Source organism: Amycolatopsis circi, assembly GCF_003385235.1.
GTDB lineage: Bacteria > Actinomycetota > Actinomycetes > Mycobacteriales > Pseudonocardiaceae > Amycolatopsis > Amycolatopsis circi.
Map to the genome: position 1 here is coordinate 52,543 of NZ_PQIA01000007.1, position 22,546 is coordinate 75,088.

At 66.4% G+C, this 22,546-nt stretch carries 21 protein-coding genes and 1 pseudogene; 4 read left to right on the top strand and 18 right to left on the bottom strand.

The window, feature by feature from the left end; all coding sequences use genetic code 11:
* Positions 1 to 51: 51 nt before the first annotated feature.
* From D0D37_RS03320 to D0D37_RS03360, 8 genes are all read right to left on the bottom strand, one after another.
* The gene (locus D0D37_RS03320; RefSeq protein ID WP_116199007.1) at positions 52 to 804 is read right to left on the bottom strand and encodes a succinate dehydrogenase/fumarate reductase iron-sulfur subunit; all 753 of its coding nucleotides are present in this window, start codon (positions 802 to 804) and stop codon (positions 52 to 54) included.
* Positions 801 to 2,717 (bottom strand): fumarate reductase/succinate dehydrogenase flavoprotein subunit, encoded by a 1,917-nt coding sequence (locus D0D37_RS03325; protein WP_116199008.1) that lies wholly within the window; start codon positions 2,715 to 2,717, stop codon positions 801 to 803. The genes D0D37_RS03320 and D0D37_RS03325 overlap by 4 nt, the downstream gene beginning before the upstream one ends.
* Positions 2,718 to 2,775: 58 nt before the next feature.
* Complete coding sequence (locus D0D37_RS03330; RefSeq protein WP_116199009.1) at positions 2,776 to 3,606, bottom strand: hypothetical protein; 831 nt, start codon at positions 3,604 to 3,606, stop codon at positions 2,776 to 2,778.
* Entirely contained in the window at positions 3,603 to 3,890 is a 288-nt protein-coding gene (locus D0D37_RS03335) for a hypothetical protein (RefSeq protein WP_009075085.1), read from the bottom strand. The genes D0D37_RS03330 and D0D37_RS03335 overlap by 4 nt, the downstream gene beginning before the upstream one ends.
* Positions 3,891 to 4,090: 200 nt before the next feature.
* Positions 4,091 to 4,867 carry a tyrosine-type recombinase/integrase gene (locus D0D37_RS03340; RefSeq protein WP_116199010.1) on the bottom strand — a complete coding sequence of 259 codons (777 nt, stop codon included), beginning with the start codon at positions 4,865 to 4,867 and terminating at the stop codon, positions 4,091 to 4,093.
* Positions 4,868 to 5,435: 568 nt separating this feature from the next.
* Entirely contained in the window at positions 5,436 to 6,362 is a 927-nt protein-coding gene (locus D0D37_RS03350) for a helix-turn-helix domain-containing protein (RefSeq protein WP_116199011.1), read from the bottom strand.
* A gap of 53 nt (positions 6,363 to 6,415) precedes the next feature.
* Entirely contained in the window at positions 6,416 to 6,874 is a 459-nt protein-coding gene (locus D0D37_RS03355; protein WP_116199012.1) for a hypothetical protein, read from the bottom strand.
* A 35-nt stretch (positions 6,875 to 6,909) separates the two neighbouring features.
* On the bottom strand, positions 6,910 to 7,182 hold the full coding sequence (locus D0D37_RS03360; protein WP_244223361.1) for a hypothetical protein: 273 nt from the start codon (positions 7,180 to 7,182) through the stop codon (positions 6,910 to 6,912).
* Between the two features lie 156 nt (positions 7,183 to 7,338).
* Between D0D37_RS03360 and D0D37_RS03365 the strand changes: the two genes are divergently transcribed.
* Entirely contained in the window at positions 7,339 to 7,638 is a 300-nt protein-coding gene (locus D0D37_RS03365; RefSeq protein WP_116199013.1) for a MafI family immunity protein, read from the top strand.
* Between the two features lie 6 nt (positions 7,639 to 7,644).
* Here the strand turns inward: D0D37_RS03365 and D0D37_RS03370 are convergent, their stop codons facing one another.
* The 6 genes and pseudogenes from D0D37_RS03370 to D0D37_RS03390 all read right to left on the bottom strand — a co-directional run bounded on the left by D0D37_RS03370 (position 7,645) and on the right by D0D37_RS03390 (position 13,772).
* Positions 7,645 to 8,205: a flavoprotein gene (locus D0D37_RS03370; protein ID WP_116199014.1), complete on the bottom strand. Its 561-nt coding sequence runs from the start codon at positions 8,203 to 8,205 to the stop codon at positions 7,645 to 7,647.
* Positions 8,206 to 8,209: 4 nt separating this feature from the next.
* Positions 8,210 to 9,447 (bottom strand): annotated as a pseudogene (locus D0D37_RS03375) (helix-turn-helix domain-containing protein).
* A gap of 60 nt (positions 9,448 to 9,507) precedes the next feature.
* Positions 9,508 to 10,752 (bottom strand): pentapeptide repeat-containing protein, encoded by a 1,245-nt coding sequence (locus D0D37_RS03380; protein WP_162834059.1) that lies wholly within the window; start codon positions 10,750 to 10,752, stop codon positions 9,508 to 9,510.
* A gap of 329 nt (positions 10,753 to 11,081) precedes the next feature.
* Positions 11,082 to 11,531 carry a DUF6313 family protein gene (locus D0D37_RS48715; RefSeq protein ID WP_425266895.1) on the bottom strand — a complete coding sequence of 150 codons (450 nt, stop codon included), beginning with the start codon at positions 11,529 to 11,531 and terminating at the stop codon, positions 11,082 to 11,084.
* Positions 11,532 to 11,863: 332 nt separating this feature from the next.
* The gene (locus D0D37_RS03385) at positions 11,864 to 12,022 is read right to left on the bottom strand and encodes a helix-turn-helix domain-containing protein (protein WP_162834060.1); all 159 of its coding nucleotides are present in this window, start codon (positions 12,020 to 12,022) and stop codon (positions 11,864 to 11,866) included.
* Positions 12,023 to 12,872: 850 nt separating this feature from the next.
* Positions 12,873 to 13,772 carry a helix-turn-helix domain-containing protein gene (locus D0D37_RS03390; RefSeq protein WP_116199017.1) on the bottom strand — a complete coding sequence of 300 codons (900 nt, stop codon included), beginning with the start codon at positions 13,770 to 13,772 and terminating at the stop codon, positions 12,873 to 12,875.
* Between the two features lie 320 nt (positions 13,773 to 14,092).
* Between D0D37_RS03390 and edd the strand changes: the two genes are divergently transcribed.
* Positions 14,093 to 16,033, top strand: a complete 1,941-nt coding sequence (gene edd, locus D0D37_RS03395) for a phosphogluconate dehydratase (RefSeq protein WP_116199018.1) — start codon at positions 14,093 to 14,095, stop codon at positions 16,031 to 16,033.
* Positions 16,030 to 16,653: a bifunctional 4-hydroxy-2-oxoglutarate aldolase/2-dehydro-3-deoxy-phosphogluconate aldolase gene (gene eda / locus D0D37_RS03400; RefSeq protein ID WP_116199019.1), complete on the top strand. Its 624-nt coding sequence runs from the start codon at positions 16,030 to 16,032 to the stop codon at positions 16,651 to 16,653. Before edd ends, eda begins: the two co-directional genes overlap by 4 nt.
* A gap of 63 nt (positions 16,654 to 16,716) precedes the next feature.
* Here the strand turns inward: eda and D0D37_RS03405 are convergent, their stop codons facing one another.
* The 4 genes from D0D37_RS03405 to D0D37_RS03420 all read right to left on the bottom strand — a co-directional run bounded on the left by D0D37_RS03405 (position 16,717) and on the right by D0D37_RS03420 (position 21,193).
* Positions 16,717 to 17,235 carry a regulatory protein RecX gene (locus D0D37_RS03405; protein WP_116199063.1) on the bottom strand — a complete coding sequence of 173 codons (519 nt, stop codon included), beginning with the start codon at positions 17,233 to 17,235 and terminating at the stop codon, positions 16,717 to 16,719.
* 609 nt (positions 17,236 to 17,844) lie between these two features.
* Positions 17,845 to 18,888 carry a recombinase RecA gene (recA, locus tag D0D37_RS03410; RefSeq protein ID WP_116199020.1) on the bottom strand — a complete coding sequence of 348 codons (1,044 nt, stop codon included), beginning with the start codon at positions 18,886 to 18,888 and terminating at the stop codon, positions 17,845 to 17,847.
* 246 nt (positions 18,889 to 19,134) lie between these two features.
* On the bottom strand, positions 19,135 to 19,329 hold the full coding sequence (locus D0D37_RS03415; protein ID WP_116199021.1) for a DUF3046 domain-containing protein: 195 nt from the start codon (positions 19,327 to 19,329) through the stop codon (positions 19,135 to 19,137).
* 34 nt (positions 19,330 to 19,363) lie between these two features.
* Positions 19,364 to 21,193, bottom strand: a complete 1,830-nt coding sequence (locus tag D0D37_RS03420) for an Hsp70 family protein (protein WP_116199022.1) — start codon at positions 21,191 to 21,193, stop codon at positions 19,364 to 19,366.
* A gap of 141 nt (positions 21,194 to 21,334) precedes the next feature.
* Here D0D37_RS03420 and D0D37_RS03425 point away from each other — a divergent pair, with 141 nt between their 5' ends.
* Positions 21,335 to 22,543 (top strand): glycosyltransferase family 39 protein, encoded by a 1,209-nt coding sequence (locus D0D37_RS03425; protein ID WP_116199023.1) that lies wholly within the window; start codon positions 21,335 to 21,337, stop codon positions 22,541 to 22,543.
* Positions 22,544 to 22,546 lie beyond the last annotated feature (3 nt).

A 22,546-nucleotide genomic window follows, 5' to 3' on the forward strand; every position in this document is an offset into this window, starting at 1 on the left:
GGGGCCCGCGAACCCAGCCACCACGGCGTCGTGCCGACGGAGCGCGCTGGGTCACCGGTTACGGCGGAACAGCTTGTCTCCCAGCCAGACAATCGGGTCGTACTTGCGATCGGCGACGCGTTCCTTCATCGGGATCAGCGCGTTGTCGGTGATGTGGATGCCTTCCGGGCACACCTCGGTGCAGCACTTGGTGATGTTGCAGAGCCCGAGCCCGTGCTCGTCCTGGGCGGCGTCGCGGCGGTCGGCGACGTCCATCGGATGCATCTCCAGCTCGGCGATCCGCATGAGGTAACGAGGTCCGGCGAAGCTTTCCTTGTTCTCCTCGTGGTCGCGGACGACGTGACAGGTGTTCTGGCACAGGTAGCACTCGATGCACTTGCGGAATTCCTGCGAGCGCTCGACGTCCACCTGCTGCATCCGGTACTCGCCGGGTTTCAGCCCCTCCGGCGGGGTGAAGGACGGGATCTCGCGAGCCTTCGTGTAGTTGAACGACACGTCGGTGACGAGGTCGCGGATCACCGGGAAGGTGCGCATCGGCGTGACCGTCACGACCTCGGCCTCGGTGAACGTCGACATGCGCGTCATGCACAGCAGCCGCGGCCTGCCGTTGATCTCCGCCGAGCAGGAACCGCACTTGCCTGCCTTGCAGTTCCAGCGCACGGCGAGGTCGGAGGCCTGGGTGGCCTGCAGCCGGTGGATGATGTCGAGCACGACCTCGCCCTCGTTCACCTCCACGGTGAAGTCCTGCAGGTCGCCGCCGGTCGCGTCGCCTCGCCACACGCGGAACTTCGCCTGGTAGCTCACGCGGTCCTCCCGGGGTGGGTCTCCAGCTCGCCGTCGGTGAAGTACTTGCCCAGCTCGTCGAGTTCGAACAGCTCGAGCAAGTCCGGCCGCATCGGCACCTGTTCCTTCACGGCCACGTCGACGTCCGGCACGAGCGGGTTGTCGCCCGGCCGCGCGGAGCAGACCAGCAGCCGGTGTCGCCAGTCCGCGTCCATCGACGGATAGTCGTCGCGGGTGTGGCCGCCGCGGCTTTCGGTGCGGGTCAATGCCGCGCGGGCGACGCATTCGCTCACCAGCAGCATGTTCCGCAGGTCCACCGCGAGGTGCCAGCCGGGGTTGAACTGCCGGTGCCCCTCCACCGTCACCTGCCGCACGCGCTGGCGGATATTCGCGAGCTTTTCCAGCGCCTTCCGGATTTCCCCTGCCTTGCGGATGATGCCGACCAGGTCGTTCATCGACTGCTGCAGCTCAGTGTGCAGCGTGTACGGATTCTCCGGCGCACCTTCGGTCGGCGGGTTGAACGGTTCGAGCGCCATCGCGGCCGCGGCGTCCACATCCGACTGCGACACCGCGGGCCGGTCCCTGAGTCCGTCCACATAGGACGCCGCACCCAGCCCGGCTCGCCTGCCGAACACGAGCAGGTCCGACAGCGAGTTGCCGCCGAGCCGGTTCGACCCGTGCATGCCGCCGGAGCACTCGCCCGCGGCGAACAGCCCGGGCACGCTCGCCGCGCCGGTGTCCGGGTCGACCTCCACGCCGCCCATCACGTAGTGGCAGGTGGGGCCGACCTCCATGGCCTCCTTGGTGATGTCGACGTCGGCGAGTTCCTTGAACTGGTGGTACATCGACGGCAGCCGCCGCTGGATCTCCTCGGCGGGCAGCCTGCTCGCGATGTCGAGGAACACGCCGCCGTGCGGGGATCCGCGCCCCTCCTTGACCTCGGAGTTGATCGCCCGCGCCACCTCGTCGCGCGGCAGCAGGTCCGGCGTCCGCCGGTTGCTTTCCTGGTCGGTGTACCAGCGGTCGGCTTCGTCCTCGCTGTCCGCGTACTGGCCCTTGAACACCTCGGGCACGTACTCGAACATGAACCGCTTGTCCTCGGAGTTCTTGAGCACTCCGCCGTCGCCGCGCACGCCCTCGGTGACGAGGATGCCCTTCACGCTCGGCGGCCAGACCATCCCGGTCGGATGGAACTGCACGAACTCCATGTTGATCAGCTTCGCGCCAGCGCGGAGGGCCAGGGCGTGCCCGTCACCGGTGTACTCCCACGAATTCGACGTCACCTTGAACGACTTGCCGATGCCGCCCGTCGCGAGCACCACCGCGGGCGCCTCGAACAGCACGAACCGCCCGCTCTCGCGCCAGTAGCCGAACGCCCCGGCAATCGCGCCGTTGTCCAGCAACAGTTCGGTGACCGTGCATTCGGCGTAGACCTTGATCCGCGCCTCGTAGTCGCCGTACTTCTTGAAATCCTCCTGCTGCAGCGAAACGATCTTCTGCTGCATAGTGCGGATCAACTCGAGCCCGGTGCGGTCGCCGACGTGCGCGAGCCGCGGGTAGGTGTGCCCGCCGAAGTTGCGCTGACTGATCCGGCCGTCCGCGGTCCGGTCAAAGAGCGCACCGTACGTCTCCAGTTCCCAGACGCGGTCTGGCGCTTCCCGGGCGTGCAGCTCGGCCATCCGCCAGTTGTTGAGGAATTTCCCGCCGCGCATGGTGTCGCGGAAGTGCACCTGCCAGTTGTCGTTCGAGTTCGCGTTGCCCATCGACGCCGCGCAGCCGCCCTCGGCCATCACCGTGTGCGCTTTGCCGAACAGGGATTTGCACACCACCGCGACGCTGAAACCGCGTTCGCGCGCTTCGATCACCGCGCGCAGACCGGCGCCGCCGGCACCGATCACCACCACGTCGTAGCTGTGCCGTTCGACCTCGGTCATGGAATAAGCCACCTCACGAGCTGGGGAGAACTGCCTTGCGCTGCTGGATTTCCGGGGTTCAGCCCACGAATCGCAGGTCCGAGATCGCGCCGCTGGACACGAGCATCACGTAGAAGTCGGTCAGCACGAGCGTGCCGAGCGTCGTCCACGCGAGGGCCATGTGCCGGGTGTTGAGCTTCGTGACCTGCGTCCAGATCCAGTACCGGACGGGATGTTTCGAGAAATGCTTGAGCCGCCCGCCGGTGACGTGCCGGCACGAGTGGCAGGAGAGCGTGTACGCCCACAGCAGCACGACGTTCAGCACGATAATCACGTTGCCGAGCCCAAAGCCGAACCCGGTCGGACTCTGGAAGGCGACGATGGCGTCGTAGGTGTTGACGAGCGAGACGACGCACGCGACGTAGAAGAAGTACCGGTGCACGTTCTGCACGATCAACGGCAGCCGCGTCTCGCCGGTGTAGCGCGCGTGCGGTTCGGCGACCGCGCAGGCGGGCGGGGAGAACCACACCGAGCGGTAGTACGCCTTGCGGTAGTAGTAGCAGGTCAACCGGAACCCGAGCAGGAACGGCAGCACGAGCACGCCGAGCGGCAGCCAGGACGGCATTTCGCCGAACCAGTGCCCGAAGTGGCTGGATCCGTCGACGCAGGAGGTGGACACGCACGGGGAGTAAAACGGCGTCAGATAGTGGTATTCGGGCACCCAGTAGGCGGTGCGCACGAATGCCCGGACAGTCGCGTAAACGACGAAGGTGGCCAGCCCCAGCACAGTGAGCAGGGGCGACAGCCACCACCGGTCGGTGCGCAGTGTCCGGGCGGCGAGCCGCGCCCGCCCCGGCGCCCGAACGCCGGTGCGGGCGCGGCTGACGTCGTTGTCAGCGGGGGCGCTCACCGCTGGTCGCGCTTGTAGCCACCGACACCTTCGTCGTCTGCGCCGCTCCACAGCGCCGGATCGTAGGGAGTATCGGGAACCGGAACGCGTTCGACGGCTTTCGCCTGCGCGGGCACAGCGGGCGGGTGCCCGTCCAGATCAGCGGTGTCGATGTCGAGCCGCTCGACGTCGTTGGCCAGCCGGCGCACCGCGGACGCGTCGCCGTAGCGCGATCGCAATGCGCCCACGCACTGCCGCAACTGGCCGATGGTGCGCCGGAGTTCGGCGATCTCTGTGGTGGACATCGGAAGCCTCCCTGATGGTGGGGCCGGCAGTTCGGGTGACGATCAACGTCGCCAAGTACGACTCTGCCTCGCGCGGTGCACTGTGACAAGTAGCACATTTACCAGAAGGAAGCATCCTGTACCGGTTGACCTGGGGATTTATGACTAGATAGGGGCCGAAAGTGGGGTCCAGGACGTCACCAGGACGTCAGCCGAACAACTCAGGCCGCCGACGCGAGATCGCTCGACGGGCGGAACACACTGTCGATCGCCGCCCGCGCCCGCTCGTAACTCGTCTCCATGAGGTGGGTATAGACACGGAGAGTGAACGCTTCGCTGGAGTGCCCGAGGTATGCGGAGAGTTCTTTGATACTCACGCCGCGTGACAGCATCAGCGAGGCGGACAGATGCCGGAGCGCGTGCATGCCGTCCCGGTCATTGACATAGGCCAGCCCGGCGGCGACGAACGCGGGCAGCCACACGCCCATGTGAAACGACTGGTTCTTGTACGGCACACCGCTCGGCTTGGTCATGAGCAGATTGACCGTCTCGTAAGCCTGCCCGTCCCGCTCGCCCCACGGCAGCGTGACCGCGACCGGCCGGTACTTCTCGATATAGGCGTCGATCTTCTCCAGCAGGCCGTAGCCGAGCGGGATCTCCCGCACCTTCCGCCCTTTCGGAAGCTTGAACTTCTGCACGCCCTTGACCATCACGAGCTGCCGCGTGCACCGGTAGACCATCTTCTCCCGGTCGATGTTGTCCGGGCTGAACGCCAGCACCTCACCCGGCCGCAGCCCGAGGCCCGCGCCGATGAAGACCGCTGGCTTGAACCGGTCCTCGACGGCTTCCTCCAGGGCGTGCACCCGCTTCTCCGGCCAGACTTGCACCTCCTTGGTCGTCGCGTTCGGCCGAGGGATGGTCGCCTTCTTGAGCGGGTTGGACCGCATCTTCTCGTCGACCACCGCAGCGTCCCAAATGGACAGCACGAGATCGAACACCTGACGCTGGTAGGTGCCCGACAGCTTCCAGCCACCGCGAGCACAGCAAGGCAGGTGCGCCAGTGCGTGGCCAGTTGCCGAACAATCCAGCCACCCACACGCACGAGGCCCCACAGGGCCAGACCGAGGAATGCCAGCGCGGCCAGGGTTTCCGCGATCACGGCGAAGGCCCGGCCGAGTTTGGCCAGCACCCACACCCGCACCGCCAGGCCCACACCGCCGATCAGCACCGTTGCCGCGTTCATCGGCGCGGCGCTCACCGCCCTCAGCCGCGGTGAGGTCAAGCGGCAGCATTCCTTGGCAGGAAGCGCATTTCTTCTCACCCAGAACAAGGCGAGCGAACTTCTTGCATGCAGCGCAACGCATCCGGGTGACCCCCGTTGACGCACGCCGTCCAGAACCGGTTATGTTCGTCATTGTTCACTTCCCAGTGGACAGCGCAGAACCGGTGAAAGTTGGCAGCCAGAGGCCGGTTCTGCGTTTATACGGAACAATTCCAAGCGCGAATGAGCGCGTTGAACACAGCACACGTCGCCGTGCGCTTTCCAGTACCCGCTTGGTTTTTCGACTAGTCGGCGGTCGACTCGTCCGTGGTCGGTTCCTCGCCGGTCAAGAGCTGAGTCAGCCCGGCGTCAGTCGCCCGCCGCTGCGCTTTCACCTCTTTCAGGAGCTGATCGACCACCACCGACAGACGCGCCAGAGATTCCGCCGGAGACAACGCCGCCTCCCTCAGCCGCTGGATCGTCACCTCGTACGAGGCCGCTTCCTTCCCCACCAGAAACACGCCCATCGCGCGATGCGGGCAGTAGACGACATCCGAGGTGTCCTTCAGCGCGTACCGGCTGAACGCCTCCTCCGTCACCGCCTGACTCGGTGCCAGCCGGATCGTCATCGTCCGCGACAGCCCGACCAAGTCCTTGAGGAACCGCGTCTGCCGCAGCATCACCTCGGCATCCCCGAAATGGTTCCGCAGCGCCTCCGACCCGATGAACATCTCCGCCTTCACCGCGCCCGCGCCGAACAGAATCCGGTTGCGATCCATCCGGCTCTCCACGACCTGATCCAGCGCCTCCTTGTCCCGCAAATCCGGGCCAAAGACGAGCCGCGCGTAATCCGGTACCTGCAACAGATCCGGGATCAACAGCGGAGCCCACACCGTCACCGCCGTCGCCACCCGCTCGTGCGCGATCAACGTCGTGTAGTGCGCCGGGTCCGCCTGCGACCCCACCGACGACCAACTCGGCCCTGTCACGCCATGCGCCAGCAGCATGATCCAGGCTTTCCGCTCCCCGGTCACGCCGAGCGCACCGAGCACGTTCGACACCTCTTCCGGGGTCGGGACCCGCTGCCCGAGTTCCCAGTTCGACAACAACGCCGGGTTCACCCCGATCCGCCGCCCCAGCTCCCGCAACCCGAACCGCGCCTCGATCCGCGCATCCCGCAACGCCGCACCCAGGCCGCGTGCTCGCGGGCTCGCCATCTCCGTCCCACGCATCAACCACACCTCCGGCCCGGGATCGTCCCTGTCTGCAAAACGAGAACACCCATCTACGCCGCCTTGCCCTCACCAGACGCCGACGAGGCGCTGGCCGACCGCGACGACGACTTGCCCGCCGCAGCCTTGAACCCCGTCGCCCGGAAGACGTACGTCTGATACTTGAACTCGCCCTGCCCGCCGACACGCGGCTCCGCCGTCAACCCGTCCAGCTCCACCGGCCGCATCCCCGGCAACGCCTCCGCCGTCGTCGGCACCGGCTGAACATCCGCCAGGAACGTCACCTCGAACGACGCCCGCTTCGCCCGCGTCTCACCCGGATCCGTGACCGCAGCCCTCCATTGGCGCTTCCCGGTCACCTCGTCAACCCGTTGCCGCACCGGCCGACCCGCAGCCCGGTCCTCCCGCGACTGATACTCGTTGTCCGGGATCACTTCCCCCACCATCACAAGCCCCTGCGGGAACGCCTCGTCGAAGTCGATCGCGAACCGGTGTCCCTTTTCGATAGCCATGCTGAATTCCCTTTGCTGCTCTAGGTTTTGTGCGCTCAGTCGCGCTCTTCCGGCCACTGGTCGCCGAGAGGAGAGGAGTAGGTGCGGGTACGGTTCTGCGTCTCGCACCACTCGCCGAACTCGCCAGCGGCGACAGCGAGGCTCCGCGCGAACCGCGCGGTGTCCATCAAGCCGCCGATCCGAGCCGGTACCTGGATCACGATCGCGGTCTCATCGCCCCCGGCCACCAACTGGCGAACCCCCGGGGCAGGCGACACGACGGCAGCGCCATATCCGACGAGGGGCTGAATCACCACGTGAATGCCCATGTGCTCTCCCGATGTCTCGGCTTCCGCACGCCCGATTTGGCGCGCTGGAACCAGGAGACACCCGGGTAAGACAGATCACCCGGACAAACTGTCCGGGTAGGTTCGCGCAGGTCAAAAGTGCGTGCTCAGCACCCGCGGAGCCACCAGAATGACCCCGTGACCGAAGACCGCTCGACCCTCTACGCCAGCTGGAACCGCACTCGCCGACACCTGGCAGCGGCGCGAGCCGACATCAGCGACCAGCCGGACGTCGACCTCTCGATCGCAGACGACTTCGTCAAGCACAACGAACTCGGCTTGGCGTTCGACTGCCTGGTCGAGATCGGCGACGAGGTGAACGCGCGAGTGGCGTTCTGGCAAGCACTGGACGAGGCAGCGCGTGAAATGGGGATGTACGAGGAACCGCAATCAGGTTCGGCCAGGCTCTGTCTAGAACGGTTGGCCGCAGCCGAGTAACGTGCCTCAGCTCTCGACCGGCACGGCCTTCTCGATCGCATCGAGCATCGCCGACCAGGGCAATTCCCGGCCGGGAGCGCTGCGCGGCTCGTGCAACGGCCACACGTCGTCGCCGTAAAGCAGCTCGACACCGACGCGCCGCAGGTTCTCGATGTGCATCTCCCAGAACGGCTGACGCGCATGCGCCGCGTTCACGCGCGGGAAAACCACCACCGGCAGATTGTGCGTGCCGATGGCCTCGTTGACCTGCGTCAACGCCTGATTGTCCGCGATGCCGAGCGACATCTTCGCAACCACGTTCGCCGAGGCCGGCGCGACCAGGTAGCAGTCCGGCGCAGGATGCGGACTGCGCTCCGACGGCGACCGCGGCTCAACCCGCACCGGGTAGCCCGTCGCTTCCTCGATCTCCGCCAGCGCACCCGACTCGGCCAGCCAGCGCCCAGCCGTCGGCGTCAACGTCACCGCGACCGTCCACCCCGCAGCCTGCGCAGGACGGATCAGCTTCGGCAGAAGATCTTCAACCCCGCCGGCACCGGAACCGACCAAGCCGAGAACACGCGACGACATCCGCCTACCTCACCGCGCCGCAGCGCTCAGCCAGCGCCAACAGCGCCGAGGACTTCTTGCCCGCCGACGCCGGGGCACGCCGGTACATCGACCGCATCACCTCGCGGACCATCGTGTTGTGCCGGACGACAGTCGGTGCCTTCGTCTCGGCCTCCAGCAATGCGTCGAGCGCTTCATCGTCCTTCGCGACCAGGCTCAACGCCCGCGCGAAGTCGATCAGGTGCGTGACTTGCCGCTCCGCTGGGAGATGATCGACGTTGACACGCGGCGCGGCCTCGATCACCTGCCCGACGTCGCCGAGATCCAGCGCCGCCGACAACCGGTGCAACTCGACGTTGGCCGGTCCGAACCCGGTCTGCCAGTAGTTCGCATCGACGCCGAGCTGGTCCGCCGCCTGCCCCGCGTGGCCGAGAAGGTCATTCGCCGTCGACCAGTCCTGATGCCGAGCCGCGGCCACCGCAGTCCGGAGGTAGAGCATCCCGTAGAGCTCAACGCCGCCGGATCGCCTTCGGCCATGCGCGGCAGCAGCCACTTGGCCGCGACGTCGCCCAGCTCCAGCGCGTCATCGAACCGGCCCACCGCCAGCAGCGCATGCGTCCCCGACCGCGCAGCCGACGCCAGCACCCGCGGATCATCCGCATCATCAGCGGCCTGCATCGCCCGCTCCGCCGCGATCCACGCGAGGTCAGCTTCACCGATCTTGCTCAACGTCGTCGCAGCGAGGTGGTGGACCCGGGCCGACACCGCCGCGCACGCCCGCTTGTATGTCGCGTCGTCTGAGGAGGCGGCTTCCATTGCCTGGCTGGTTTTGATCAGACCAGGCAGCGCCGCGACAACGCGGCCGAGTTCGCCGTTCTGATAGCTGGACCAGACACCTTCCACCAACTGCGCAACCGGCGCGGGGTCGATGTACTCGGGCGACATCGCCGAGGAGAACAAGGTCCGGGAGAGCCGACGCGGAGCCATCAGCGCATCCCGGATCGCCGGGACATCGTCGTTCTTCTCCTGGTCCTCCAGCAAGACCGGTTCGCCGAGCAAGTCGCCCAGCGTCACGCGCAGTGCTTGCGCGACCTCTGCCAGCACGTCCAACCGGCGTATATCCCGCTCGCCGCGCTCGATCTTGCTCAGCCAGTCCTCGGTGCGACCCACCAGGTCGGCAAGCACCGCCTGCGACAGCCCACGCCGCCGCCGGTAGAAGGCAATACGCTCCCCGATGCTGAGCTGATCACCCACACCTCGCATGCGACCATGCTAACAAACACTGCACTCATATGGCCTCTGAACGCCACCTTTATGCGGCTGTCATTCTTGCGGCGAGCTATTGATGTCCACTATCCAGCCTTTAGGGAACCTGACACCTCCCGGGGTCTTGAATTCTGCGCGGTCAAAGTGCGCCGCTCTTGTCGACTCAACTTCACTGAAATCTGCAACACTTTCGAATCTTGACTGATAGAAGTCTGCACGAAATCCAAATAGAGCCCCCATAAAGGAACTGTCGCCAATAAATACGGCTCGATCAAAATCTGCAAGACCGACAAATTCCGAACCTTCGAAATGTGAGGCGCGCGAGAAAGTAGCGTTACCAAAGGTTGCCGCGCTCGCGAAGCCTGCGCTATCAAAGTAAGCAACATCGGAGAAATGCGCATACATGAATTCTGCGGCATCTTCAAAGCGAGCAAGCCGAAACGAAGTAGGCCCAGTGAATTTCACATTAGCGAAGTCAGCTGATTCCAAAAATCGTGAACTGCTGAAGCTTGCAGAGCCCACGAATGTAGATCCATGGAACGACGCGCGTGTCATTTCAGACGAACTAAAGTCGACATTGTAGAGAACCGTTCCACTGAGATCAATCTCAATATCCGACCAGAATTTCGGAGTAGAGATTCGAAGATGCGAAGTCAAAATATTCTGGATGATTATACGTTCCTGCAAATCACGATATTCAGTAACCTTTACCGAATCTCCGGTTGGCTCACCACCCGAGTAAGAAGAAAGTCGCAGGAAACCACATAGAATATTGGCGACCAACTGCCGATACTCAGGGTTGACCTCAGCTAAACCCTCAAGAGCGTAGAGTCCGGAAACTCGAACCTTGGGCTTTTCTGATCCGATGTGCTGTATTATTTGCGAGTAGCGACTGAACACCGAGTCCTCGCGCATCGTCGAAGACTCAAGAGAAGATATTTCAGCAGCTTGAAGAACCCTCTCCTGCGAGGCTTCACGGCGCCCTTGAGCGACCAACATAACCCAGCTTGCCGCGGATGCAATAACCACAGTTCCGATTGGAACGACAATTGAAATCCAAGCCACGTTGCTCAACTTGAAGTTCGGCACGGCAATCGTTACCAGCGCAAGCAGGCAGAGAGCTACGAGGCCGACGAGACTTATGGAAATACTCACACCTCGGCCAAGAACAAGATGCAGCGGCTTTCTCGTGCGAGCTGTTCCGAGCTCTCGCCGCACTTCGCGCGTAAGATTACGTGACATTGACGCGATTGACTTCGTGTCAGCGTCAGGAATAGCATCCCGCAAAAGTTCTTCGGTCAACTTCCTGAAACTGCCGGGCCCACTTAGACCTTTTGAGCTACTCATGCTTTGCCCCCTCCCAACGCTTGCGCCTCCGGCAATATGGGCATCTCATATCGGCTTGTTGCAGCAATAATCCAGCTGCAGCTACAGCCTGTTTAACGGCTTTTAAATTAGAAGCCGAAGGGGATACTGCATCAGTATCAAGAACCCGACTAACCAAGTTTTCCCAATGATCCTCAGCCAAACCCCAGTGGCCCCCATGCACCTTGACGAATAACTCAGCCAACCCCGGCGGTACTTCATACCCACTTCGGGCGTAAATCAAATTACGCAGTGGCGGAATTAGGTTACTCATCTTCACTGCCGTCAAACAATTGGCCGACGGGCTTCTTTCTTCTGCCCGATATTGAAGCAGTAACGACGTGGCCAGCGACAGCTCCAGCTAACGCAGGCGCGGCCAGCCATCCCGCCACGGACAGGATCCACGCCGTTAGAGGACTGCTTGTCGATGCGGGCGAGGTGATTGACAAACTGACATCGTACGCTTCACGCCATCCGATTACGAACCCGTTCAGCACGAAGAGTGCACCAAAGAATACAGCGAAGGGAATTCCCCGAAACAAGATCCAATACTTGAAGGCCGTGTGACGCCCCCGGGAGCGCCACCTCGTGCGCATCCGCGCAAACAATGATCTTGGCGGTGGTGGTGGCAGATCCGGCGCATGAGTGCCAGTTGGCTCAGTCGCATCGATGCGCGAATCAGACGGCATGACTACGCAGGGTACTCCAGTTGGCATCGACAAGCGCTTCAAGATGCTGCCGAATTTGGCTCTAAAGGATCAAGGCGCCGCCGACGGCGGCGCGCAGTCACCACCCGTACGGCGCGCCCATCCGGGTTGCGACACGCCGCCCCCGCTCCGCTATGGGCGGCGCGCCGCCGGATGCGCGCGCCGACGGGCGGCACCGCGCAGCGCGCCACTGCCGACGACAGAGATCCATTGAGCAGCACGGACACCACCCGCCGGGCAAACCACTGCGCAGCGACCGTCAGAGCACCCCTCGCTATCAACGCCTTACGCCGATGCCTGCGCCAAGGCGCGAAATCGGCCGCGCCGTCCGAGCACTCCGATCAGGAGTGGAACCCCATCGCGCGAGTGAGACGCACCAGCATCGGCTGCGAGGGGGCGACCGCACCAGCCTCGAACTGCGTCACGTCGCCGTGTGACACCCCGGCTGCTTCCGCGAGCTGGGATCGCGACCATCCGCGCTCCTCACGGATCAGCCGCACGACCCGACCGGAGTCTTCGGCATCCCAAAGGACTTGCTCCCTGTCCTGGCGAAACCAGTCGACCGTACCCGCCATTTTTCCACCGACCCTCTCTCGGTTACCCAGCCTGTGCGTCTCTCGCCGATGCTACGCAATTCGGCCCGTCGAAGGTTCTTCTCGTCAGCGATTGGGCAAGGCCGCCAATGCTGCTTCCGCCCTCAGCACGAAGGTTCCTCCGCTGAAGCCCTGGCATGCTGGCTGCGAAGCCCAGGGTGTCCACCTCCGGTGTCGGGCCGTCATCCTCGATGCCCGATGATCGAACGCCGCGCCACCGGCATCAAGGGCGCCTACGGCGTCACTTCGCGATGAGCTTCGCTCACCCTTGACCCCGGCACCGTCGCACTCAAGCTGGCGAGGGCGAGAACGACGGATCAGACCGCCCGACGCCTCTCGCGACCCCCGGTTCGCCACTCCGAGTAGTCAGTCGACAGGCACGGCTAGAGGCCGGTCCGCCAGGCCGCAAAGGGGCTCAGACAGACCGGCCTCAGGACGTCTACAGGACGTCAGAGATCCAAACCGGACCAGACTCAACCGGTCCCGACCGACTCGAAAACGCAGGTCAGAGCGTTATCCGGGCGAAGGTCCCCAGGTCAGGAAACCCCCTCGGCAGAAGTAGCACATTTACCAGAAGAAGGCATGTTGTACCTGTTGACCTGGGGATTTCTCGCCAGATAGGGGCCGAAAGCGGGGTCTGGGCCGTCTCTGGGACGTCAGCCGCGCAACTCAAGCCGCCGACGCGCGCCCGGCTGACCCGGGAACACGCTCCCGGCGGACAGAGAGTCATCCGAATGTCACCCGATGCGACAGGCCGCTAGTCCGTCGGATCCTCGCCCGCCAAAAGCTTCGTCAATCCGGCCTCATTCGCCAGTCTCTGGGCTTTCACCTCCTCCGCGAACCCGGCAGCCGCGGCCGACAGTTGGCGTAGCGAATCCGCTCGGGACAGCGCGGACTCGGCCAGCCGTTCGATGGTTTCCGCATACGGGGCAGCCTGTCGACCCACCAGGAAGACACCGGCGCGATGATGCGGGCAGTACACGACTTCCGTCGCATCCCGCTGCCGGTACCAGCTGAATGCGCCTTCCGTAACGGCTTGGCTTGGGACTAGCCGGATCGTCACCGTCTGCGAAATCTCCATGAGGTACCGCATCTGGCGCAGCATTGCCTCGGCGTCGCCGAAGTGGTTCCGCAGCGCCTCGGTCCCGACGAACAGCTGCGCCTCGACCGCCTCCGCGCCGAACAGGATCCTGCTGCGGCTCAAGCGGTTCTCGACGACCTGTTCCAGGATTTCCTTGTCCCGCAACCCTGGACCGAACACCAGCCGCGCGTAGTCGGGGATCTGCAGCAAATCCGGGATCTGCAGCGGAGCCCACACCGTCATCGACTCCGCGTGCCGTTCGTGCCCGGACAAGATCGCGTAGTGCGCCGTATCCGCCTGCGACCCGCGCATGACCCAGCTCGACCCCGCCAGCTCACGCGTCAGCGCCATGATCCGCGTCTTCTTCTCGCCGACCACTCCGAGCGCGCCCAGGACCCCTGCCACGTCCTCGAGCGTCGGGATCCGCTGGCCCAGCTCCCAGCTCGACAGCAGCGCCGGCTCGACCCCGATCCATCGGCCCAGCTCGCGCAAACCCAGGCTCGCCTCGATCCGGGCATTCCGCAATGCCATACCCAGAACGCGCTCGTACGGAGCGGGCATCTCCGAATCTCGCATCCACCGTCACCTCCAGCGGCGGATAGTGCCTGTCCCAAACTGCTGACACCTATTCATGTCGCCCGATCCGTGTCCTCACCCGCAGACGACACGCCTCGCCCTCCTGTACCAGCTCCACGGCGGCATCACCGGCGTCGTCGGCACAGCCGCGCGTCCCGAACCAGCGCCACCGCCCGACGCAGCTCCGGCACCGTCACCCCATAGGGGGCTTCTGAATCGATTTTGTTTCCGGAGGGTTTTCGGGTTACCGTGTGCACCGTCACGTTCCCGCGACGCCAGCGCCGCCGTCTCGCGAACCCGTCACGAGCCGGGAGCTTGAGATGAGCAGCAGCCCGAACCCGACCGCCGCGGTGCACCGCGTTCTTGCCGACGTCACCGACCGGATCGCCGAGCGCAGTGCGGACACGCGGGCGGCGTACCTCGCCCGCAGCGCGGCCGCTTTCGAGGAGGGGCCGGTCCGCCGCGGTCTCGCTTGCAGCAACCTCGCACACGGTTTCGCAGCCATGGACGGCGTCGACAAGCAGGCGCTGCGGCAACTGCGCGCGCCCGGCGTCGCGATCGTGTCCTCCTACAACGACATGCTTTCCGCGCACCAGCCGATGCAGGAATACCCTGCGTGGCTGAAGAAATCGGTCCGTGAAGCCGGAGGTGTCGCGCAGTTCGCCGGCGGGGTGCCCGCGATGTGTGACGGCATCACGCAGGGGCGTCCGGGGATGGAGTTGTCGCTGTTCAGCCGCGAAGTGATCGCGATGGCGACGGCGATCGCGTTGTCTCACGACATGTTCGACGCGGCGTTGCTGCTGGGCGTGTGCGACAAGATCGTGCCGGGGTTGTTGATCGGTGCGCTGTCGTTCGGGCATCTGCCCGCGGTGCTCGTGCCGGCCGGGCCGATGAACTCGGGCTTGCCCAACAAGGAAAAAGCCCGGGTGCGCCAGCTGTACGCGGAGGGGCTCGCGACGCGGGAAGACCTGCTCGACGCGGAAGCGGCGTCGTATCACTCCGCTGGTACCTGCACGTTTTACGGCACCGCCAACTCTAACCAGATGGTGGTCGAGGTGATGGGCCTGCACCTTCCGGGCGCTAGCTTCGTGCCGCCGAACACGCCGTTGCGTCAGGCGCTCACCGAAGAGGTGGGGCGGCGGGTCGTCGAGCTGTCCCGAGGCGAGGCGTACACGCCGATCTCGCAGGTGCTGGACGAAAAAGCGTTCGTGAACGGCATCGTGGCGCTGCTGGCCACCGGCGGGTCGACGAACCACACGATGCACCTGGTGGCGATCGCCGCGGCAGCCGGGATTCAGTTGCGCTGGGACGATTTCTCGGACCTTTCAGCGATCGTTCCGCTGCTGGCGCGCGTGTACCCGAACGGCAGCGCGGACATCAACCACTTCCACGCGGCCGGCGGCATCCAGTTCCTCGTCGGCACGCTGCTCGACGCGGGACTGCTGCACGAGGACGTGCTCACCGTCGCGGGTCCCGGTCTGCGCCGGTACACGCAGGAACCGATTCTGTCGGACGGCGAGCTGGTGTGGCGAGACGTGCCGACGCGGAGCCTCGACGAAGAGGTGCTGCGTCCGGTGTGGCGGCCGTTCGCGCCGGACGGCGGGCTGCGGATGGTGGAGGGCAACTTGGGCCGCGCGGTCACGAAGGTGTCGGCAGTCGCCCCGGAGCACCGTGTGGTCGAGGCTCCGGCGCGGGTGTTCACGTCGCAGGAGGCGTTCAGGGTCGCGTTCGAGGCCGGGGAGCTGGATCGGGACGTGGTCGTGGTGCTGCGGCAGCAGGGTCCGCAGGCGAACGGCATGCCGGAGCTGCACGGGCTGACTCCGGCGTTGGGGGTCCTGATGGACCGCGGATTCCGGGTCGCGCTGCTCACTGACGGACGGATGTCGGGTGCGTCGGGCAAGGTGCCGGCCGCGATTCAGGTGACGCCGGAAGCCGCGGTGGGCGGGCCGATCGCCCGGATCGCCGACGGCGACGTGATCCGCTTCGACGCCCGGTCCGGAACCTTGGACGTGCTGGTCGCGGGCGACGAACTGGCACAGCGGGACTTGGCGGACGCTCCGCCCTCGGAGGCCGCGTGGAGCGGGACCGGACGGGAGCTGTTCGGGGCGTTGCGGCGCGCGATCGGCCCCGCTGACCAGGGCGCGAGCGTGTTCGGGGCGCTCACGCCGGAGCTGGACCTCGCCCGGGGCGTTCCGCCATTCGGAAACGGGACAATGGACGCGTCCCCCTACGCTCTCCAGACCCAGGAGGTCGGTCAGTGACCACCGGCACGGACCTGCTCGCCCTGTCCCCCGTGATGCCCGTCGTGGTGATCGACGACGTCGCCGACGCGGTCCCGACGGCCCGCGCCCTGCACGCCGGCGGGATCGGGGTGATCGAGCTGACGCTGCGCACGCCGGTCGCGCTGGCCGCGATCGAGCGGGTGGCCGCGGAGGTGCCGGACATCGTCGTGGGCGCCGGCACGGTGACGTCGCCGGAGCAGGCGAAACAGGCCGCCGACGCCGGCGCGAAGTTCCTGGTGACGCCGGGCTGCACGGACGCGGTGCTGGACGCCGCGTTCGCCACCGGGCTGCCGTTCCTGCCGGGCGCGGCCACCGTGTCGGAGGCGATGCGGCTGGCCGAACGCGGGTTGAGCGCGCTGAAGTTCTTCCCGGCGGAGGCCAGCGGGGGCGCGGCGTTCTTGAAGTCGATCGCCGGACCGCTGCCGCAGCTGCAGTTCTGCCCGACCGGCGGGATCACGGTGTCGTCGGCCCCGTCGTATCTGGCGCTGCCGAACGTCGGCTGCATCGGCGGATCGTGGCTGACGCCTGCGAAACTGTTGGCGGCCAAGGACTTCGCTGCCGTCGAGAAGCTGGCCGCCGAAGCTGCCGCGTTGCGCTGAGCCTTTCCGGAAACCCGTCACCTTCGCGCTGGAGGTGGCGGGTTTCTTGGTGTCCGAGGCCGGTCAGTCGACCGTCGCGTCGTCCAGCAGACTGGATTCCGCCCCGAACTCGCGAAGTTCGTCGCGGATCACCGTGTACGCCAGTCCTTGCGGATAGCCCTTGCGCGCGAGGAACCCGAGCAGCCTGCGGATCGCGGTCTGCTCGTCGACGTTCCCGAGCGACCTGAGCCGTTTGCGCACCAGCTCTCGGGCACGTTGTTCCTCGGACTCCCGGTCGACTTCCTCCGCCGCTTGCGCCGCGATCTCGTCGTCGACGCCCTTGCGCCGCAACTCCGCGACCAGCGCCGTGCGCGACAGCCCTTGGTTGGCGTGCCGGTCGCGGACCCAGGCTTCGGCGAATTCGGCGTCGTTGACGAGACCGGCACGGTCCAGCTTGCCGAGCAAGGTTTCGATGGTCTCGCTGTCGAAACCCTTGCGCTGCAACGTCTGCCGCAGCTCCTCGACCGCCCTCGGCCGGGCGGCGAGGAGGTCGAAGCAGATCTCCTTGGCCTTCTTGGCCCGCTCCTCCGGAGGCAACTCCATCGGCTCGACCTTCGGCGCCCTGGCCACGACCACACTCCTTGTTCCCGGTGCCGCCCTCGGACGACGACACCTCCATCTCGACACCGATTTCCCGGCACCGGGCCCCTGTGATTCGGCACGGCACACAATCCCGCCGACCGAACCGCAGCCGCCGAAACCCGCACCAGCTCGAGCTGATCCGGACTCCGCACCGACGCTCTTCGCACCGGCCAGCTCTCTCGCGCAGAGCGTGCCCGTGCGCGCACCGCTTCGGCCCGGCCAAGCACGTCGGACTGGCCAAGCACGCCGTACCGGCAGAGATCCCCACCGCTCCGGCAGCGAGATCCCGGCCGCGATCCGCGCCCGGCCCCGCTGGCCGCGCCAGTCGCCCCGCACCCAGCCGGAGAACCATCGCCGCCGGGCGACAGGACACCGACGCGTCCGGACACCGCCACGCCCGAAGAACCTGTCGCGTCTCACCGAAGAACCCGTCGCGGCGAACCGCACCAGGCCAGATCTCACCGAAGATCCCGGCGCGGCGAAACCGCATCGGGCCCCGGTTTCAGCGGCGGGCCGACGCGCGACCCGAGCACCGGGGAGGGAACCCGCCGATCCCCTCCCCTCCCCGGATCAGAAGTCGACCGGCGCGGGCACTGCCTCGGCTTCGGCGTCGACCTGCGGACCGATGTTGAGCTTCTCCTTGATGCGTTTCTCTATCTCGTTGGCGATGTCCGGGTTGTCGCGCAGGAACTTCCGCGCGTTCTCCTTACCTTGGCCGAGCTGGTCGCCCTCGTACGTGTACCAGGCACCCGACTTGCGCAGAATGCCCTGGTCGACGCCCATGTCGATGAGCGAGCCCTCGCGGGAGACGCCCACGCCGTAGAGGATGTCGAACTCGGCCTGCTTGAAGGGCGGGGCCATCTTGTTCTTGACCACCTTGACGCGGGTGCGGTTGCCGACCGGCTCGCCGCCGTCCTTGAGCGTCTCGATGCGGCGGACGTCGAGCCGGACCGAGGCGTAGAACTTCAGCGCCTTGCCGCCCGTCGTGGTCTCTGGCGAGCCGAACATGACGCCGATCTTCTCGCGCAGCTGGTTGATGAAGATCGCGGTGGTGCCGGAGTTGTTCATCGCACCGGTCATCTTGCGCAGCGCCTGGCTCATCAGGCGGGCCTGGAGGCCGACGTGCGAGTCGCCCATCTCGCCCTCGATCTCGGCGCGCGGCACGAGCGCGGCCACGGAGTCGATGACCAGGATGTCGAGCGCGCCGGAGCGGATCAGCATGTCCGCGATCTCCAGCGCCTGCTCGCCGGTGTCCGGCTGGGACACCAGCAGCGCGTCGGTGTCGACGCCGAGCTTCCTGGCGTACTCCGGGTCCAGCGCGTGCTCCGCGTCGATGAACGCCGCGATGCCGCCGTTGCGCTGCGCGTTCGCCACCGCGTGCAGGGCGACCGTGGTCTTACCCGAGGACTCCGGGCCGTAGACCTCGATGACGCGGCCGCGGGGCAGGCCGCCGATGCCGAGCGCGACGTCGAGAGCGATCGCGCCGGTGGGGATCACGGCGATGGGCGGGCGGTTCTCCTCGCCGAGGCGCATCACCGAGCCCTTGCCGTACTGCTTGTCGATCTGCGCAAGGGCGAGCTCGAGCGCCTTGTCCTTGTCGGGTGCTGCTGGCATGGAAGTCCACCTCGCTGGTTGGGCCTGTGTGTTCGGTTGTCCAGATCAAGCTTGTCCGGGGTCCAAGCTCTGTCCGGTCCGACGCTACGGGGAGGGACCGACAATTCCAGGCGCGGCGACTGATCTGTGGATCGCTGGCCCCGTTGTGCACAACACCATAGACGAACAGGTGTTCGAGGTTTACGGCGACACGCCCATCCGGCGAGGTTTTCGCCCTCCGCCGCGTCCGGTGCCGGAACTCGCAGGTCAGCGCCGCTCCGGCGGCACCTCGAACTCGGCGCAGACCGCTCGCCAGATCTCTTTCGCCGACGTCCCCGAGCTCAGCGCCTCTTCGACCGTGCGCCCGCCGAGCCCGCTGAACACGTGGTCCTCGGCGAGCATCTCGGCGCGTCCGGACCCGAACTCCTCGGCCATCAGCCGTCGGAACACCGTGATACGCATCGGTCGAATGCTAGCTTTCCCGCTCCGCCGGGGATCACTCCCCCGGCTGGACGTTCTGCTCGAAGTAGTCGGCCAGGGCGCCCGGCGTGGCCGCCTGCCCGCCGGAATTCACCTGATAGAGGAACCCGAGGAGGGGTCGGTCCTTCACCGTGAACACGAGGACCGCCGACGACTGCCCGGCCGCCGCCGCGTAGTGCCCTTCGAGGGCGTTGCCCTTCCAATCCGCTTCGGTGCGGTCGCCGCCCGCGGAGGAGAGCAGTCCGTCGGTGTACTGCTTCAGCTCCGCTGCCGACTGCCCCTGCACGTACGTCACCTGAGTGCCCGCGCGGCCCGGGGCGGCGCACGTCGACGCGGCCCCGAGGCTCTTCGCCGGCGCAGCCGGACCGTTGCCCATGCCGGGAGCGCAGCCGCCGTTGTCGGCGACTTTGCCGGCCAGCTGACGCATACAGCCGGTCAGTCCGGACGAGTCGGCTTGCCCCGGCGTACGGCACTCTTCAGCGGTGTACGTCTTTACTGACGAACCCTGTGTTGTCAGGAACACGGTCAGCCCCGCAGCGAGCACGACCACCACAGCCGCCGCGATGCCGATCAACAGCTTGGTGCGGCTCTTCTTCTCCGGCGCAGCGGGCGTGTACGTCGGGAAGTTGGACGGTGCCGGCGAAGGCTGGAACGGCGGCATCGGCTGTGGCTGCGTCGGCGAGTACGCCGGGTAGTTGCCCTGTGGCGCAGCAGGCTGCGCGTACGGCGCACCTGACGCCACCTGGCCCTCGACGTTCTGCGTACGCATCGACAGTCCGTCTTTAGCGACGTGTTGCGCACCCAGCGCGACGGCCGTCTCAGGCTGGTCAAGGCTCGTGGGGACGACGCCGAGCTTCTCCGCGATCATCGAACCGACCAGCGGCAACCGGCTCGAACCGCCGACGAGGTAGATGCCGACGAGACGATCCGAGGTCAGCCCAGCCGAACGCAGTGTCCGCGAAAGCAGCTCCACGCTGCGCAGCATTGCCGGACGCACCAAGCCTTCGAGCTCTCCGCGCGTGACGAGCACGTCCTTGAACGGCTCCGGCATCGGCACCTCTGTCTGCGGATGCCGAGACAGTGCTTCCTTCGCGGCCTTCACGTCTTCTTGCAGCGCGCGTCGCGTACGCCGGTCCGCAGTGGACTCGGGGCGAAGCAGCCGCTGCCAGCGCTGTGGGTCCGAGTGCGACACCTCACGTCCGACGTGGACCATCAGCGCCTGGTCGACGTCGAGGCCGCCGAGGTCGGGCAGACCGTCCTCGGCGAGCACTGTGTAGCCGTTCTGGTTCGCGCCGACGACTGCGACGTCGAAGGTCCCCGCGCCGAGGTCGTACACCGCGAGAGCCTTCCCTGGCGCCAACGCGCGTTCCGGAAACGACGCGAAATGCGCCGCGGCCGCGACTGGCTCCGGCACCAGGACTACGTTTCCGCGAATGCCGGCAAGTCGCGCCGCGCTCAGCAATACGTTGCGGCGCACCGGACCCCACTGCGCGGGGTGTGTGAGACGGACCTCGTCCGGCTGCTCGCCGCCGAGCTGGCGCGTGGTCTCGTCGAGCACCCGGCGCAGGATCGCGGCCAGCGCTTCGTTGACTGGCACGACGTCTGTGCCGAGCAGCAGCGTCTGCTCGTCGATGCGCCGTTTAGGGTTGGGCTCGAACCGTGTCGGGTCGAGCCGCGCGCGACGTTCGGCGTCCCGGCCGACCATGAGCGTGCCGTCTTCCCCGGCGAAAACCGCGGAGGGCATGTTGGCCGACCCGTCGACCTCTACGACGCGAGGCGGCCTGCCGTGCGCGGAAAGGACGGCAACGGTGTTGGACGTCCCGAGGTCCACCGACAGGATCCGCACAGTAATTTCCCCTCGACTCAAGCAGCGCTGGCGGAGATGCTGCCACGTGCCCGGTCACCGTGCGTGCGGACCCGCGAAACTCGCGGCGCGTGCAACCCGGGGAGGCAACGGAACGTCTCGTCTTCCGAGGACGGGGAGGCAATGACAGAGCTAGTGGACAAGACTCGCCGAGACCAGTTCGGACAGTCGGCGACGGGCGGTCCGGCGAGCCCGTGGCGGGTCGCGGCGGGCAAGTGGGGCCGTTCCGGCTATCTGCACGCGGCAGTGCTGTTCCTTGTGGTGCGGCTGATCGGCCTCGGTGCGCTCGCCGCCATGGCCGCGCCCCGGGACCTGCCGCTGGGCGAGCGGCTGCAATCCTGGGACGGCTGGTGGTACCTGCAGATCGCGGAGCACGGCTACACCGGCGTGAGCAATCCGCTCGACGCCGCCGGGCTGCCGTATCCCGACGCTTCGTACGGCTACTTCCCACTGTACCCGGCCTTGACCGGGCTGCTCGAGAAGCTGCCCGGGGTGTCCTACTTCGGGGCGGCCCTCCTTCTGTCGACGCTCGCCGGAATCGCCGCGGCGACGGCGATGTACCGAATCGGCCGGCTGGTCCACAGTCATCGAGCGGGGCTGCTGCTCGCTGTGTTGTGGGGCGCCGCGCCGATGGCGATCGCCGAGAGCATGGTGATGACGGAGGCGCTCTTCACCGCGCTCGCCGCGTGGGCGCTGGTCGGCGTGCTCGAACGCAAGTGGTATCTCGCTGCCACCGCGACGCTGTTCGCTGGGCTCACCCGGTCCACCGCGTGCGTGCTGGTCGCTGTCGTGGTGATCGCCGCGGCCATCGACGTGTGGCGGAACAGACAGCGCTGGAACGCGCTCGTGTGCGTCTTCGTCGCGCCGCTCGGCCTGCTCGGGTACTGGATGTACGTCGCGGTGAAGACCGGCAGCTTGACCGGTTGGCAGGACATCGAGCTTCGCGGCTGGAACACGCGTTTCGACGCCGGTGCCGAAGCCTGGAAATGGATCACGCAAACGCTCTTCACCTCGGGCAACGCCTGGGAAACGCTGGTCGTGCTCGTGACGGTCATGGCGATCGCCCTCGCGGTCATCACGGTGACCGGCCGCCGGATGCCGTGGCCGTTGGCTGCGTATGCGGTGGGCGTCGTGGTGCTGGTCCTGTGCAGCGCCGGGCTGCCCGCCCTGAAGTCGAGGTTCCTTCTTCCCGACTTCGCGCTCCTGCTGCCCGTCGCGATGGGGCTGGCCGGTCGCAAAAGGTCCACGATGATCGCCGCCGCGACCGTGTTCGTGCTGGTCGGGGCCTGGTATTCGGCCTACTCGCTGACCGTGTGGAAGTACGCGATCTAAGCC

Excerpts from the sequence above, each read along its gene's own strand:
- D0D37_RS03415 (WP_116199021.1), bottom strand. The coding sequence starts at position 19,329 with ATGCGTATCACGGTGTTCCGACGGCTGATGGCCGAGGAGTTCGGGTCC.
- D0D37_RS03360 (WP_244223361.1), bottom strand. The coding sequence starts at position 7,182 with ATGGGCATTCACGTGGTGATTCAGCCCCTCGTCGGATATGGCGCTGCC.
- D0D37_RS03350 (WP_116199011.1), bottom strand. The coding sequence starts at position 6,362 with ATGCGTGGGACGGAGATGGCGAGCCCGCGAGCACGCGGCCTGGGTGCG.
- D0D37_RS03370 (WP_116199014.1), bottom strand. The coding sequence starts at position 8,205 with ATGTCGTCGCGTGTTCTCGGCTTGGTCGGTTCCGGTGCCGGCGGGGTT.
- D0D37_RS03335 (WP_009075085.1), bottom strand. The coding sequence starts at position 3,890 with ATGTCCACCACAGAGATCGCCGAACTCCGGCGCACCATCGGCCAGTTG.
- D0D37_RS03390 (WP_116199017.1), bottom strand. The coding sequence starts at position 13,772 with ATGCGAGATTCGGAGATGCCCGCTCCGTACGAGCGCGTTCTGGGTATG.
- edd (WP_116199018.1), top strand. The coding sequence starts at position 14,093 with ATGAGCAGCAGCCCGAACCCGACCGCCGCGGTGCACCGCGTTCTTGCC.
- recA (WP_116199020.1), bottom strand. The coding sequence starts at position 18,888 with ATGCCAGCAGCACCCGACAAGGACAAGGCGCTCGAGCTCGCCCTTGCG.
- D0D37_RS48715 (WP_425266895.1), bottom strand. The coding sequence starts at position 11,531 with ATGCCAACTGGAGTACCCTGCGTAGTCATGCCGTCTGATTCGCGCATC.
- D0D37_RS03355 (WP_116199012.1), bottom strand. The coding sequence starts at position 6,874 with ATGGCTATCGAAAAGGGACACCGGTTCGCGATCGACTTCGACGAGGCG.
- D0D37_RS03405 (WP_116199063.1), bottom strand. The coding sequence starts at position 17,235 with ATGGAGTTGCCTCCGGAGGAGCGGGCCAAGAAGGCCAAGGAGATCTGC.
- D0D37_RS03425 (WP_116199023.1), top strand. The coding sequence starts at position 21,335 with ATGACAGAGCTAGTGGACAAGACTCGCCGAGACCAGTTCGGACAGTCG.
- D0D37_RS03325 (WP_116199008.1), bottom strand. The coding sequence starts at position 2,717 with ATGACCGAGGTCGAACGGCACAGCTACGACGTGGTGGTGATCGGTGCC.